At 62.6% G+C, this 15,281-nt stretch carries 12 protein-coding genes; 7 read left to right on the top strand and 5 right to left on the bottom strand.

Annotation, left to right across the window (positions count from 1 at the left end):
* Both EN914_RS05145 and EN914_RS05150 read left to right on the top strand, forming a co-directional pair.
* A partial coding sequence (locus EN914_RS05145) for a transaldolase family protein (RefSeq protein ID WP_281034649.1) occupies positions 1–246 on the top strand: 246 nt, incomplete at its 5' end.
* Between the two features lie 345 nt (positions 247–591).
* Positions 592–975 carry a hypothetical protein gene (locus EN914_RS05150; protein WP_127218570.1) on the top strand — a complete coding sequence of 128 codons (384 nt, stop codon included), beginning with the start codon at positions 592–594 and terminating at the stop codon, positions 973–975.
* A 103-nt stretch (positions 976–1,078) separates the two neighbouring features.
* Here EN914_RS05150 and EN914_RS05155 read toward each other — a convergent pair whose 3' ends face one another.
* From EN914_RS05155 to leuS, 3 genes are all read right to left on the bottom strand, one after another.
* Positions 1,079–3,760: a DNA translocase FtsK gene (locus EN914_RS05155; protein ID WP_024504221.1), complete on the bottom strand. Its 2,682-nt coding sequence runs from the start codon at positions 3,758–3,760 to the stop codon at positions 1,079–1,081.
* A gap of 300 nt (positions 3,761–4,060) precedes the next feature.
* Complete coding sequence (gene lptE / locus EN914_RS05160) at positions 4,061–4,639, bottom strand: LPS assembly lipoprotein LptE (RefSeq protein WP_013529029.1); 579 nt, start codon at positions 4,637–4,639, stop codon at positions 4,061–4,063.
* A complete protein-coding gene (leuS, locus tag EN914_RS05165) occupies positions 4,626–7,250 on the bottom strand; it encodes a leucine--tRNA ligase (protein WP_024504220.1) in 2,625 nt (874 codons plus the stop codon). Before leuS ends, lptE begins: the two co-directional genes overlap by 14 nt.
* Before the next feature lie 155 nt (positions 7,251–7,405).
* Between leuS and EN914_RS05170 the strand changes: the two genes are divergently transcribed.
* Together EN914_RS05170 and EN914_RS05175 are read left to right on the top strand one after the other, a co-directional pair.
* Positions 7,406–8,068, top strand: a complete 663-nt coding sequence (locus EN914_RS05170; RefSeq protein WP_024504219.1) for a YggS family pyridoxal phosphate-dependent enzyme — start codon at positions 7,406–7,408, stop codon at positions 8,066–8,068.
* A gap of 110 nt (positions 8,069–8,178) precedes the next feature.
* A complete protein-coding gene (locus tag EN914_RS05175; protein WP_024504218.1) occupies positions 8,179–9,228 on the top strand; it encodes an aldo/keto reductase in 1,050 nt (349 codons plus the stop codon).
* Positions 9,229–9,272: 44 nt separating this feature from the next.
* Here EN914_RS05175 and EN914_RS05180 read toward each other — a convergent pair whose 3' ends face one another.
* Positions 9,273–10,181, bottom strand: a complete 909-nt coding sequence (locus EN914_RS05180) for a LysR substrate-binding domain-containing protein (RefSeq protein ID WP_024504217.1) — start codon at positions 10,179–10,181, stop codon at positions 9,273–9,275.
* A 119-nt stretch (positions 10,182–10,300) separates the two neighbouring features.
* On the opposite strand from EN914_RS05180, the gene EN914_RS05185 reads away from it, so the two are divergent.
* A complete protein-coding gene (locus tag EN914_RS05185; RefSeq protein WP_024504216.1) occupies positions 10,301–11,482 on the top strand; it encodes an MFS transporter in 1,182 nt (393 codons plus the stop codon).
* Positions 11,483–11,533: 51 nt separating this feature from the next.
* Complete coding sequence (locus tag EN914_RS05190; RefSeq protein ID WP_024504215.1) at positions 11,534–12,568, top strand: aldo/keto reductase; 1,035 nt, start codon at positions 11,534–11,536, stop codon at positions 12,566–12,568.
* A gap of 240 nt (positions 12,569–12,808) precedes the next feature.
* Here the strand turns inward: EN914_RS05190 and EN914_RS05195 are convergent, their stop codons facing one another.
* On the bottom strand, positions 12,809–13,081 hold the full coding sequence (locus tag EN914_RS05195) for an usg protein (RefSeq protein WP_013529022.1): 273 nt from the start codon (positions 13,079–13,081) through the stop codon (positions 12,809–12,811).
* 302 nt (positions 13,082–13,383) lie between these two features.
* On the opposite strand from EN914_RS05195, the gene acs reads away from it, so the two are divergent.
* Positions 13,384–15,281, top strand: a 1,898-nt coding sequence (acs, locus tag EN914_RS05200; RefSeq protein ID WP_127389018.1) for an acetate--CoA ligase, incomplete at its 3' end; no start/stop codon positions are given.

Below are 15,281 nucleotides of genomic sequence, written 5' to 3' on the forward strand. Positions count from 1 at the left end.
GGCATCGACGGCATGGAGCTGATCCAGGAAATCCGGCAGATCTATGATAATTACGATTTCCAGACCGAGATCCTCGTCGCCTCGGTGCGCACCGTGAACCACGTCAAGCAGGCGGCACTGATCGGCGCCGACGTCGTGACCGCGCCGCCGGCGACCCTGAAGGCCCTGGTCAACCATCCGCTGACCGACAAGGGCCTCGCCGCCTTCCTCGCCGACTGGGCCAAGACCGGCCAATCGATTGGCTGAGATGGCGATCGGCTGAAGCCAATGCGCTTGCAGTGAAAAAAGACCGGGCAACCGGTCTTTTTTATGTGCTGCGGGTGGGGTGACTTTCCATGTCTTTGTTTTTGCGTGCCTTGCACTAGCTCTTTTGGCTTTACTGCATCGCAGCATTGCATCCAGCTGAAATCGAGAGCGACAAGTTCAAAACAGGATATTTGATCGAGTTCACCAGATCGACACGCTGCTGAAGCATACCCTGGATATCACGCTAGAGAGATGCCCTTCGACGAACTTAAAAAACGATGACTTGGTCGAACCCTTTGTAAAGGTGCTGGCTGTAGCTTCGATGTTTTAGCTACTGGGTCGAACATGAGCCTTCTAATCTCAATCGCCTTTTCTGTTCTTGCATCAATAGGACTCGCTTTCGCAAAGGCATTTTCAATCTACGGCCTCATTCGGGACAAACGTTATTCGTGGGTGAGTTTCATAGTGATTTCGGTCGTGTGGCTTGGCGCAACGGTGCTGAGTGCCAACCGGACGTGTGGTCAATGGGGGTGTAGCTGGGGTCTTCACTTCGGTTGGATTCTTGCCCTGTTGCCTCAAGGCTTCGTGACGAATGTTGCGTTAGGTGAGAAGCTATTTGTGATTGCGTTGCTTACATATTTGGGACTGTGCATCTATTTCTTCGGGCATGTCATTGGCTGGTTATCCTATGTGGTCGTCAGCATTGGAAAGGCCGTCACTAACCGCTAGTGTAGATGCTTAAGGTTTAGGCTGGGATAGGTGATGGAATTCACGAGCTTGACCCGCAGCTGAAGCATCCCCTGAAGCATGATCCCATAACGGCCGGGGTCGCTCAGTCCGCGCCGTCATCCTCAGGCACGGTCGCCGGCTGGCGCCGGCCCATGATGATTTCGCGTTTGCCGACATGGTTGGGTGCGCCGACCAATCCTTCCTTTTCCATACGCTCGACCAGGGATGCGGCGCGGTTGTAGCCGATGCCGAGGCGGCGCTGGATGTAGGAGGTCGAACACTTCTTGTCGCGCACCACCACCTTGACCGCCTCGTCGTAGATCGCATCGCTGTCTTCGGCTGCAACCGATCCCTTGTCGAAGACCGCGCCCTGGTCCTCGTCGATTTCTTCCTCATCCTCGTCGGCGGTCACGGTTTCCAGATATTCAGGCCGGCCCTGCGCCTTGAGATGCGCCACGACGTGCTCGACCTCCGCGTCGGAGACAAACGGCCCATGCACGCGCGAAATGCGCCCGCCACCCATCATGTGCAGCATGTCGCCCTGGCCGAGCAGCTGCTCGGCGCCCTGCTCGCCCAGGATGGTGCGGCTGTCGATCTTCGACGTCACCTGGAAGGAAATCCGGGTCGGGAAATTGGCCTTGATCGTGCCCGTGATGACGTCGACCGAGGGACGCTGCGTTGCCATGATCAGGTGGATGCCGGCAGCACGCGCCATCTGCGCCAAACGCTGGATGGCGCCTTCGATCTCCTTGCCGGCGACCATCATCAGGTCGGCCATCTCGTCGACGATGACGACGATGTAGGGCATCGGCGCCAGGTCTACTTCCTGCTGTTCGAAAAGCGGTTCGCCGGTGCCCTTTTCGAAGCCGGTCTGCACCGTCATGACGACGGTTTCGCCCTTGTCGCGGGCTTGGGCGGCGCGCTCGTTGTAGCCGTCGATGTTGCGCACACCGAGCCGCGCCATCTTGCGATACCGGTCCTCCATTTCGCGCACCGCCCATTTGAGCGCCGTGACGGCTTTCTTGGGATCCGTGACGACGGGCGTCAGAAGATGCGGGATGCCGTCATAGACAGAGAGTTCGAGCATTTTGGGATCGACCATGATCAGCCGGCATTCTTCCGGCTTCAGCCGGTAGAGCAACGACAGGATCATGGTGTTGATGGCAACCGACTTGCCGGAGCCGGTGGTTCCGGCAACGAGCAAATGCGGCATCTTCGCCAGTTCGGCGATGACAGGCTCGCCGCCGATCGTCTTACCGAGACACAGCGCCAGCTTGCAGCTCGTCTTGCGGAAGCCCTCGGATTCGATCAGTTCCCGGAAATAGACGGTTTCGCGCATCTCGTTCGGAAGCTCGATGCCGATGACGTTGCGGCCGGGCACGACGGCGACGCGCGCCGAAATCGCCGACATGGAGCGGGCGATATCGTCGGCAAGCCCGATGACGCGAGAAGATTTGACGCCCGGCGCCGGCTCGAATTCATAGAGCGTGACGACCGGGCCGGGACGAACATGAATGATCTCGCCACGCACGCCGAAGTCTTCGAGCACGCTTTCCAGGAGATCCGCGTTCTGCTCGAGCCGCTCCTGCGACATGTAGAAGCCTTGTCCCTCCGGTGGCTGCTGCAACAGCTCTTCCGAGGGAAGCTCATAGGGATCGCCCGCGGTTGACAGCACGACCTTTCCAGCCCCAGGCAAGCGTGCAGAGCGGGCGCCAACGGCCTTGGCAGGGACGTTCGCACTTGGCGCGGCTGGCGCGGAAACGGCGACGCTTTTGGCGGCTGGAATTGCGACAGGCTGGACCGGCGACGGCGCATTGCTCGCCGGCACGTCAGGTTGGGCGACGGCCTGGTTCGAATTGGCCGGCCAAACATCCGGCAACGGCTTCAAGGCCTGGCCCGGCAGGCAGTCGATGACACGAAACAAGGCGGTGGCATCGGTCCCTGTCGTCGGACGGATGTCGATCGGCATGGTGGTGACTGGCGCTGCGGCGAGCGGCGCAGGCGACGCTGAACCGGTTTGCCGGGCCGGCGGCGAAACGTCGACCAGATAGGGTGCCATAGCCTCGAAGAAGGCATGATCCGAAAGATATGGCCAGCGCAGCCTTTCGGTTTTGATCGGGGCGCCCGGAGCAACGGACGCACGCGCGGATGCCCGTCCCGTTGCGACCGTCCTCGGCGGCACCGGCGCAACGGCTGGCACCCTCTCCCTGGCGCGCACGGACGGGACAAAAGCAGCAGCCGGCGGCAGTGGCCCTTGCGTGGCGTGCCCGGTCTGCGGCTGGGAGGCAGGGCTTTTCACCGACGCCGGCAATGCCAGGAGCGAGGGCGCGGAGGACGCCCTGCCGACCATGGGTTGCGCAACGGCTTGCTGTGTCGGGCGCGTCGCGCCGTGTTCGACGACACGCTCGTGCTGCGGATGATGCTTCCTGGCCTCATAATCCGGCGTGCGTGTAAAACGCACGTTGGGTGCAAGGAAGAAATATTCCTGCCAGGCAGGGCTCTCGATATCGCCGATTTTCGAAGGCGTGTCGTCCGAGCCACTCCGCGGCTCCATATAGGGCCGCTTGTTGCCGCCGAGATCGACCATAGGCGCGGAATAGCCGGCCTGGCGTGTGGCGGGCTGCCGACCGTCCGGCTCCTTGCGAGCCATACGATCAAGGGCGCCTGCGGCGGAAGAACTTCGCTGATCACCCCTGTCGCCGATGCTCTCGAAGCGCTTCCCCTCGGGATCATCAGGCGGTGCGGCCGTCGACAAATTGACCCGGGAAAAACGCTTGGCTTCCATTCTCAAGACTCACTGTGAAATGTCTGCCGAGCAATAGGGAGCGAGTGGTTAACAGTTGCTTCCCGGATGGGTCGCCGACGATCCTGAGCGCCAAAATCTTCGTGGCAGTCTGCGAGCGACGTGGCACGATCGTCGCCTCGCCGGTGGCGCGATCTACTCGCTGTGCCGTAGCAGGCCGATGGGTCTCTTCGGCCAATCTCTGTTCAGAATCTGGCTCTGTTCAGGAATCTGGTCATGATCCCACGATCATCCCGTCATGCCTGGGGCGCCAGACCGTTTTCGTGAAGCAGATGAGGTGCGCTAGCCGGTCTTGCCGTGCCGGACAAGGTCCTGGGCAATGGACAGCTGCAGCGCTTCCGCCAACTCTCGCGCAGCGCGATTCTCGGCGTCGATCTGCGCCCGGTATGCGGCGAATTCCTGACGCGGCCTGTCGAAGGACGAGGTGATCGAACGCTTGCCGGATGCGATCACCACGCCGGTCTTCGCATCGGCCAGCGTATAGCTGCCGGTCAGCGTCACGGAACCGGCGGTCGGCTCGTCTTCGTCGGTTCCGACCTGCACAAGTGCCGCGGACTCGACCGCTTCGGTCACGCCGAGATTGAGCGAATAGGCCGGCGAGGCCGGCTCGCCGGCGCCTCGTCCAAACCCGAAAATGAGATTGTTGCGCACCTGTTGGCCGTAACGCGTATTGACCGGCTTGATGCCGATCAACGCCAGTTCGGCACTGGCACTGGCCTGCGAACCCGACAGTGGCGCGCTCGAATAGAGCGGCCGCACCGTGCAGGCCGAGACAAGCGCGAGCGAACCTATCAGGCCGGCAAGCGCCATGCGGCGCAGCAAATGGCTCAACTCTGTCTTTTCCCGATCAGGCAACGACATTGACGATCCTCTGCGGCACGATGATCACCTTGCGCGGAGCCTTCCCTTCGAGTGCTTTCTGCACGAAGTCGAGAGCCAATACCGCTTTTTCGACCGCACCTTGGTCCGCGTCGCGGGCAATTGTCAAATCCCCCCGCTTCTTGCCGTTGACCTGTACCGGATAGGTGACTTCGTTGTCGACGACCAGCGCCGGATCGAAGACCGGCCACGGCCGTTCGGCAACGAGATCGGTGCCGCCGAGCGTTGCCCAGCACTCCTCGGCCAGATGCGGCATGACCGGCGCGATCAGATGCACGAGAATCTCCACCGCCTGCCGGCAGGCGCCTTTCAGCGCTGCATCGGCCTTGCCTTCGGCCACCTCGTTAAGCGGCGTGGTCAGCGCGTTGGCCAGTTCGTAGATGCGGGCGATGGCGCGGTTGAAAGCGAGCTTCTCGATATCCTCTCCGACCGCCTTGAGGATCTTGTGCGCGGCCTTGGAAACCACCGCGGCCTCGCCGCTGCTGGCCGCCACGGGCTTGATGCCGGCCAGTGTTTCCGCCGCCGTCGACACCAGGCGCCAGATGCGCTGGATGAAGCGATGCGCGCCGGCGGCGCCATCGTCGGTCCACTCGACATCGCGCTCGGGAGGCGAATCCGACAGCATGAACCAGCGCGCCGTATCGGCGCCGTAGCCATCGGTGATGTCTTCCGGGCTCACCGTGTTCTTCTTCGACTTCGACATCTTTTCCAGCGGGCCGATGGAGACGGTCTCGCCGGTGGCGATCTCGATGGCGCTGCGCTTGCCGTCGACGTCCTCCAGCCGAACTTCGGTGGGCGCCAGCCAGCGGCCGTTCGATGCCGAGCCAACGCGATAGGTTTCGTGCACCACCATGCCTTGCGTGAACAGGCCCTTGAACGGCTCGGCCAGATCGACATGGCCGGCCTCGCGCATGGCGCGGGTGAAGAAGCGCGAATAGAGCAGATGCAGGATCGCGTGCTCGATCCCGCCAATATACTGGTCGACCGGCAGCCATTCGTTGGCCGCCTTGGGATCGGTCGGTTCATGTGCCCACGGCGCGGTGAAGCGGGCAAAATACCACGACGAATCGACGAACGTGTCCATCGTGTCGGTTTCGCGCCGCGCATCCCTGCCGCATTGCGGACATTTCACATGCCGCCATGTCGGATGACGGTCGAGCGGATTGCCCGGGCGGTCGAAATCGACATCGTCGGGCAGCTTCACCGGCAGGTCCGCCTTCGGCACCGGCACCACGCCGCAAGCCTCGCAATGGACCATCGGGATAGGGCAGCCCCAGTAGCGCTGGCGCGAAATGCCCCAGTCGCGCAGGCGGAAATTCACCTTGCGCTCGGCCATCGGCCGGTTGCCGATCGTCTTCTGCTCCAGCAGTTTGGCGACTTCGTCGAAAGCCTGATCCGGCTTCATGCCGTTGAGAAAGCGCGAATTGATCATCACGCCGTCATCGACATAGGCTTCATCGATGATCTGGAACGTCGCCGGATTCTCGCCTTCCGGCATCACCACCGGAATCACCGGCAGGCCGTATTTGTTGGCGAAGTCGAGGTCGCGCTGGTCGCCGGACGGGCAGCCGAAAATGGCGCCGGTGCCGTATTCCATCAGCACGAAATTGGCGACATAGACAGGCAGCGTCCAGTTGTCGTCAAACGGATGGACGACGCGGAGGCCGGTGTCAAAACCCTTCTTCTCAGCTGTCTCCAGCGCCGCGACCGAGGTGCCCATATGGCCGATATCCTCGATAAACTTCGCCAGCGCCGGATTGTGCGCAGCGGCCTTCTTGGCCAACGGATGATCGGCGGCGACAGCCATGAAGGAAGCGCCGAAGATGGTGTCGGGCCTTGTCGTATAGACTTCCAGCTCATGCTCGCCATCGGAGGCGTCGGCCAGAGGCCAACGGATCAGCAGGCCTTCCGAGCGGCCGATCCAGTTCTGCTGCATCAGCTTCACTTTTTCCGGCCATTCGTCGAGGCCTTCGAGCGAATCCAGCAGATCCTGGGCGAAGTCGGTGATCCTGAAGAACCACTGCGTCAGTTCGCGCTGTTCGACCAGCGCGCCCGAGCGCCAGCCGCGCCCGTCGATGACCTGCTCGTTGGCAAGCACCGTCATGTCCTCCGGATCCCAGTTGACCTTGGAGGATTTGCGCGTCACCAGCCCCTTCTCGACAAAGTCGAGGAACAGCATCTGCTGGCGGTGGTAGTAATCGACGTCGCAGGTGGCGAATTCGCGCGCCCAGTCCAGCGACAGCCCCATGACCTTGAGCTGCTCGCGCATGGTGGCGATGTTCTGGTAGGTCCACTCCTTGGGGTGGACCTTATTCTGCATCGCCGCGTTTTCGGCCGGCATGCCGAAGGCGTCCCAGCCCATCGGGTGCAGCACGTTGAAGCCCTTGGCCCGCTTGTAGCGCGCCACCACGTCGCCCATCGTGTAATTGCGGGTATGACCGATATGGATGCGCCCCGACGGATAGGGGAACATCTCCAGCACGTAGTATTTCGGGCGCGGATCGTCATTGTGCGCTTCGAACAGCTTCTTGGCGTCCCAGGCCTTCTGCCATTTGGGCTCTGACGCGCGCGGATTGTATCGTTCGGTTGCCATGGGACGTTTTTCACTTAAAAGCATGCGCGAACTGCGGGCGATGGCTCGGCAGTTCAGGGAATGTGGTCCGGGTGTTCACCATGGTTTGGCAAACCCGTCAACCATATGGGTACCGCGTCTGACAAAAACGCCGGTCAAAACAGCAGGATTTGCATATGGGTGACGCCGTTCAGCAATTTTTCGCGGTCAAGGCGAAGATCGCCGCCGCCGAACGCGAGGCCGGCCGCGAAGCCGGCGCCGTGACCCTGGTCGCGGTCTCAAAGACCTTTGATGCCGCCGACATCGGCCCGGTCATCGAAGCCGGCCAGCGCGTCTTCGGCGAGAACCGGGTGCAGGAGGCGCAAGCCAAATGGCCTGATCTGAAGGACGCATTTCCCGACATCGAACTGCATCTGATCGGCCCGCTGCAATCCAACAAGGCTAGGGAAGCGGTAGCACTGTTCGACGTCATCGAGACGGTCGATCGCGAGAAGATCGCCGCCGAACTCGCCAAGGAGATCGCCAAACAGGGCCGCGCGCCAAAACTCTATGTCCAGGTCAACACCGGCTCCGAGCCGCAGAAGGCCGGCATCGAGCCCCGCGACGCCGTGGCCTTCGTCGCCCGCTGCCGCGACGTGCACGGCCTCGCTATCGAAGGCCTGATGTGCATCCCGCCGGCCGATGAGAACCCCGGTCCCCACTTCGCGCTGCTGGAGAAGCTTAGCAAGGAAGCCGACGTCGCCAAACTCTCGATGGGCATGTCCGGCGACTACGAAACAGCAATCGCCTTCGGCGCCACCAGCGTCCGCGTCGGCTCGGCGATCTTCGGCACTCGCTGAGACGCAACGGCCTTTGGGCCAATCCGACAGGCTCGTTGCTCCAGGACTGGAAACGAAACGTACCGTTCCTATTTGCTTTGCGTCATCACAAACTCTCTGGAGCCGCCACTATGCGCTACAACCAGCTTGGAAATACGGGGATGTTCGTCTCCGAACTGTGCCTCGGCACCATGACCTTCGGCGCCGCCGGTCAGAATGCCCAATGGGGCCTGATCGCCAGCCTCGACCAGAAGGGCGTCAACGAGATCGTTGCCCATTCGCTTGCCGCCGGCGTCAATTTCTTCGATACGGCCGACGTCTACTCCTTTGGCGAATCCGAACGGTTGCTCGGCCAGTCGCTCAGGGATCTCAAGATCAATAGGCAGAATGTGGTCATCGCCACCAAGGCGCATGGCGCCATGGGTGAAGGCCCCAACCAGCGCGGCTCGTCACGCGGCCACATCATGGATTCGATCGATGCCAGCTTGGAGCGGCTGCAGCTCGACCATATCGATCTCTATCAGTTGCACGGCACCGACACGGTGACGCCGATCGACGAGACGCTGCGAGCGCTCGACGATCTGGTTGCCAGCGGTAAGGTCCGCTATGTCGGCGTCTCCAACTGGGCGGCATGGCGCATCGCCAAGGCGCTCGGCATCGCCGAGCGCAAGGGTTTCGCCCGTTTCGAGACCGTGCAGTCCTATTATTCGATCGCCGGCCGCGATCTCGAGCGCGAAATCGTGCCGCTGCTCAACGAGGAAAAACTCGGCCTGATGGTGTGGTCGCCGATGGCCGGCGGCCTGCTCTCCGGCAAATATGGCCCCGGCGCACCCGGCAATGGCGAAGGCCGCCGCGCGTCCTTCAACTTCCCGCCGGTCAATGAGGACCGCGCCTGGGCGGCCGTTGCCGTCATGCGCGACATAGCCAAAAAACATGATGTGAGCGTCGCCACGGTGGCGCTCGGCTATGTCCTGGCCAAGCCCTTCGTGATGAGCGTCATCATCGGCGCCAGCCGCATGGACCAGCTTGAACAGAACCTCGCAGCGACTGAAGTGAAGCTCGACACCGACGATCTCGCCCGCCTCGACGAGGTCAGCGCGCTGCCGTCCGAATATCCAGGCTGGATGCTGGAGCGCCAGGCAGCGGGCCGCCGTCCGGCGGCGTTCACGCCGAAAGCATAAATACAGCCCACGCTGACATCTCGGGAGCCGTGGCTCCGGAGATGTCAGGTCAGCCGGACGCTCTCGACCAGAAAATCGAGAAAGGCGCGCACCCGCGCCGGCAGATGCCGGCCCTGGCCGACATAGACGGCGTGGGTCGGCTCCTCGTCACCCGGATTGAATGCCTCCAACAGCGGCACCAGCCTGCCGGCCGCTATGTCTTCCGCCACATGCCAGCGCGCCAGCCGGGCGATGCCCGCGCCCGCCAGTGCCATGAGCCGCATCGCCTCACCATCGCTGACCAGCGTGTTGCCGGTGATGGGAATCATGATGGCGCGGCCTTCCGCGTCGAGGAACGGCCAGCCATCGAGGTGCCTGACGAAGCCGAAGCCCATGCGGTTGTGCCTGTCGAGATCGGCTGGCGTCAGCGGTATGCCGTGCGTCTCGAGGTAAGAAGGTGCTGCAACAACGACCACCGGGCTTTGCCCGAGCTTGCGCGCCACCAGCCGTGACCCACTCAATGGCCCGGCACGGATGGCAACATCGGCGCGCTCCGCCATCAGGTCGACGACGCTGTCGGTCAGCACCAGATCGACCGAAATCTCGGGGTAGCGTTCCAGGAACCGAGGCAGAAGCGGGACCAGCCGATGCACCCCGAAGGGCACGTAGCTGTTAATACGCACACGTCCGCGCGGTGAAGCACCCGCCGCTGCCTCCTGCTCGGCTGCCGCCATGTCGGCAAGGATGCGCAGGCCGCTCTCGTAGAATGCTGTGCCTTCCGGCGTCAGTTGCAGCTTTCGCGTCGAGCGGCTGACCAGCCGCGCGCCAAGCCGGGCCTCCAGCCGCGCGATCAGCTTGCTCACCGCCGACGGCGTCATGCGCAACGCGCGTGCCGCGGAGGAGAAACTGCCTTCCTCGACGACGCGCACGAACACTTCGATCTCGCCGGAGCGATTGACGTCGGGCCTGGCCATTTATGAATCTATTTCACAGAAAATATGCCCAAGGCAAGTCTGGTTCACAATGCAGGGAAGCACGATCTCAGGGGTCGGGGCGCGGGACGGCGCTCTTCGCCATCGAAGTGGAAACCGCCATGCCTCTTGCTCTCTACGCCCTCGCCGCCGGTGCCTTCGGCATCGGCGTCACCGAATTTGTTATCATGGGTCTGCTGCTCGATGTCAGCAAGGATCTCGGCGTTTCGATTTCGGCTGCCGGCCAGCTCATTTCGGGCTATGCGCTTGGCGTCGTCATCGGCGCGCCCTTGCTGACCATCGCCACCGGCAACTGGCCGCGCAAGACCGTGCTTCTGGCGCTGATGGCGATCTTCACGCTCGGCAATCTCGCCTGCGCGTTGGCGCCCGACTACTGGACGCTGATGGGCGCCCGCATCATCACCGCCTTTGCCCACGGCACTTTCTTCGGCGTCGGCTCGGTGGTCGCCACCGGCTTGGTCGCGCCCAACAGACAAGCCTCGGCGATCGCGCTGATGTTCACCGGCCTGACCATCGCCAACATCCTCGGCGTGCCCTTCGGCACATGGCTCGGCCAGGCCTTCGGCTGGCGCGCGACCTTCTGGGCCGTGACAGTGGTCGGTGTGGCCGCCTTCGCCGTCATCCTGGCTCTGGTGCCACGCAGCCGGACGGCGCCCGAAAAGAGCGACCTGCGCGCCGATCTCGCCGTTTTGCGCCGCACCCCCGTCCTGCTCGGCCTCGCCACCACCGTGCTCGGCTATGCCGGCGTCTTCGCCGTCTTCACTTATATCGCTCCGTTGCTGACCGAGATCAGCGGCTTCAAGGAAGCAGCCGTGTCGCCGATCCTGCTCGTCTTCGGCGGCGGTCTCATCGCCGGCAATTTGCTTGGCGGCAAGGTCGCCGACCGCTGGCTTGTGCCGGCCGTGCTGGGCAGTCTGGTGGTGCTGGCCCTGGTGCTCGCAACGATGACCTTCGCCATCCACAGCCAGGTGATGGCCGTCATCTATGTCGGCCTGCTCGGTGCCGCCGCCTTTGCTACCGTGGCGCCGCTGCAGATGTGGGTGCTGGACAAGGCGCAAGGTGCCGGCCAGAGCCTCGCCTCGTCCTTCAACATCGCCGCTTTCAATCTCGGCAACGCCGCAGGCGCCTGGCTTGGCGGCGCGGTGATTGCCCAAGGGCTTGGCCTGGGTGCCCTGACCTGGGTCGCCGCCTTGCTGCCGCTCACGGCGCTCGGCGTGGCCGGACTGGCGCTGCGTCTCGATCGTACCCCGGCGCTCGGCGCACCTGCCTCCATCCGCTCGTGACTACCCTCGGCAAACCCTTCCGACACCCTTCATACCACCAGGAGTAAAAAGATGGATTATCGACGTCTCGGTGCATCGGGCTTGAAAGTGCCCGCACTCTCATTCGGCGCGGGAACCTTTGGCGGTTCCGGCCCGCTGTTCGGCGCCTGGGGCAACAGCGACGCCAGGGAAGCGCGGCGGCTGATCGACATCTGCCTGGAGGCTGGTGTCAATTTGTTCGACACGGCCGACGTCTATTCGAACGGCGCTTCTGAACAGGTGCTTGGCGACGCGATAAAAGGCCGTCGCGATGCCGTGCTGATTTCGACCAAGACCGCGCTGCCGATGGGCGATGGGCCGGGCGATTACGGCTCGTCACGTTCGCGGCTGATCAGATCCGTGGATGATGCGCTGAGGCGCCTCGGCACCGACTACATCGACCTTTTGCAGCTACACGCCTTCGATGCCGGCACGCCGATCGAGGAGGTGCTGTCGACGCTGGACAACCTGATCCGTGCCGGCAAGCTGCGCTATGTCGGCGTCTCCAACTTCTCCGGATGGCAAGTGATGAAGTCGTTGGCGCAAGCCGACAGCCAAGGCTATCCGCGCTATGTCGCCCATCAGGTCTACTATTCGCTGGTCGGCCGCGACTATGAGTGGGAGCTGATGCCGCTCGGCCTCGACCAGGGTGTCGGTGCATTGGTGTGGAGCCCGCTTGGCTGGGGCCGCCTGACCGGCAAGATCCGCCGTGGCCAGCTCCTGCCGGAACAGAGCCGGCTGCACGACACGGCAAGCTTCGGTCCGCCGGTCGAGGACGAGCATCTCTATCGAGTGATGGATGCCCTCGATGTCGTGGCCGAGGAAACCGGCAAGACCGTGCCGCAGATCGCCATCAACTGGCTGCTGCAGCGCCCGACCGTATCGTCGGTCATCATCGGCGCCCGCAACGAGGAGCAGTTGCGCCAGAACCTCGGTGCCGTCGGCTGGACCTTGACGCCGGAGCAGATAAGGCAGCTCGACGCGGCAAGCGAAGTCACCGCGCCCTACCCGTACTTCCCGTATCGGCGGCAGGAAGGCTTTGCCCGGTTGAACCCGCCGGTGGTTTGAGCGCATCGGGCCGTCATGGCGCAAGGTTCGCGGCCAGCGCCCCCCTCTGGCCTGCCGGACATCTCCCCCTCAAGGGGGGAGATCGGATGTCGCGGCGACTTTCGCCAATCGCAGGCGTAACAAGGGGCGGCGTTGTCGGTGGAGCTGCCAATCTGCCCACTTGAGGGGGAGATGTCCGCAGGACAGAGGGGGGCGTCGTAGAACGCCGACCTCAAGAAGCCGTTGCTGCGAAACTTGCCCCTAGTGCAGCACAAACTCCCCATCCACCTTGCGCCATTCATTCGGCGCGATCAGCTTCTGGTGGGTGTAGCTGATCGAATGCAGCGGCCCGTCCAGCTTGGCCTTCCAGAATTCGATGAACTTGATCAGCACCGGAAACTTCGGCGCGAGATCGTAGTCCTGCCAGATGAAGCTCTGCAGCAGATGCGGGTGATCGGGAAAGTGATAAAGAATCTTGGCAGTGGTCAAGCCATAGCCTTTGAGCATCAGGTCCATTTCGGCATGGTCGCGCATGACGGTCCCCAGGTTGATTCGCCTGTCCTCCCACGGCTGATTGTGCGCGCCGCTGATTAACCGTCTATTGATTTTTTCTTCATCTGAACCGGCTTTAGCTTGCGAAAACATGCAGTTAGCAGCGCACCTCTTCGAGTGCTGACAGCCCTGGAGAAGCTCCCTGCGGCATCCCGCCGCGCGAATCCAACGTCTAATGTTGCCGTAACGGCGGAACTGGTAATAATGCCGCCGAATTCGCGGCCGTGTCGCCGCGATCCCGCCGGCATTTCAAGCCGGCGATTGGTTCGGGAGGAAAGTCAGGAATGTCCGAGGTTCATGTCCATCGCGTCCAGCCGGCGTGGAAGAAAAACGCGCTGATCGACAATGACACCTACCTGAAATGGTATGCCGACAGCGTCAAGAACCCGGACAAATTCTGGGGCAAGCACGGCAAGCGCATCGACTGGTTCAAGCCGTTCACCAAGGTCAAGAACACCTCCTTCGACGGCAAGGTCTCGATCAAATGGTTCGAGGACGGACTGACCAACGTTTCCTACAACTGCATCGACCGGCATCTGAAGAAGCGAGGCAACCAGACCGCCATCATCTGGGAAGGCGACAATCCCTACGACGACAAGAAGGTCACCTATAACGAGCTCTACGAGCATGTCTGCCGGCTCGCCAATGTGATGAAGAAACACGGCGTCAAGAAAGGCGATCGAGTCACCATCTACATGCCGATGATCCCGGAAGCCGCCTATGCGATGCTGGCCTGCACGCGCATCGGCGCCGTCCATTCGATCGTCTTCGGCGGTTTCTCGCCGGATGCGCTGGCCGGCCGCATCGACGACTGCAAGTCGACCTTCGTTATCACGGCTGACGAAGGCCTGCGCGGCGGCAAGCCGATCCCTTTGAAGGAAAACACCGACAGGGCGATCGAGATCGCCGCGAAAGCCGGAACGAAAGTCGAAAAGGTGGTGGTCGTGCGCCGCACCGGCGGCAAGACCGGCTGGGTTTCAGGCCGCGACGTCTGGTATCACGACGAGATCGCGACGGTGAAAGCCGAATGCAAGCCCGAGAAGATGAAGGCCGAGGACCCGCTGTTCATTCTCTACACGTCGGGTTCGACCGGCAAGCCGAAGGGCGTGCTGCACACCACCGCCGGCTATCTCGTCTACGTCTCGATGACCCACCAATATGTCTTCGACTACCATGACGGCGACATCTACTGGTGTACCGCCGATGTCGGCTGGGTAACCGGCCACAGCTACATCGTCTACGGCCCGCTCGCCAACGGCGCCACCACGCTGATGTTCGAAGGCGTGCCGAACTATCCGTCGCAGTCGCGCTTCTGGGAAGTCATCGACAAGCACAAGGTCAATATCTTCTACACCGCGCCGACGGCGTTGCGCGCGCTGATGGGCGCCGGCGATGCGCACGTGAAGAAGACGTCGCGCAAGTCGCTGCGCGTGCTGGGTTCGGTCGGCGAGCCGATCAACCCGGAAGCCTGGGAGTGGTATTTCAACGTCGTCGGCAACGGCAAGGTGCCGATCGTCGACACCTGGTGGCAGACCGAGACCGGCGGCATCCTGATCACGCCGCTGCCAGGTGCGACCGACCTCAAGGCGGGTTCGGCGACGCGGCCTTTCTTCGGCATCAAGCCGCAGCTGGTCGACGGCGAGGGCAAGGTGCTGGAAGGTGCGGCCGACGGCAATCTGTGCATCACCGATTCCTGGCCGGGCCAGATGCGCACCGTCTATGGCGATCACGACCGCTTCGTGCAGACCTATTTTTCGACCTACAAGGGCAAGTACTTCACCGGTGACGGCTGCCGCCGCGACGCCGACGGCTATTACTGGATCACCGGCCGCGTCGACGACGTCATCAACGTCTCCGGCCACCGCATGGGCACGGCCGAAGTCGAATCGGCGCTGGTCAGCCATGAGAAGGTTTCCGAGGCCGCGGTCGTGGGCTATCCGCACGACATCAAGGGCCAGGGCATCTACAGCTACGTCACCTTGATGAAGGGTGCCGAACCGACCGAAGAGCTGCGCAAGGAGCTTGTTGCCCATGTCCGCAAGGAGATTGGCGCCATCGCTTCGCCCGACAAGATCCAGTTCGCGCCGGGCCTGCCGAAGACGCGTTCCGGCAAGATCATGCGTCGCATCCTGCGCAAGATCGCCGAGGACGATTTTTCTGCCCTGGGTGACACCTCGACGCT

The sequence above is a fragment of the Mesorhizobium sp. M7A.F.Ca.CA.001.08.2.1 genome, from assembly GCF_003998455.1.
GTDB classification, from domain to species: domain Bacteria; phylum Pseudomonadota; class Alphaproteobacteria; order Rhizobiales; family Rhizobiaceae; genus Mesorhizobium; species Mesorhizobium ciceri.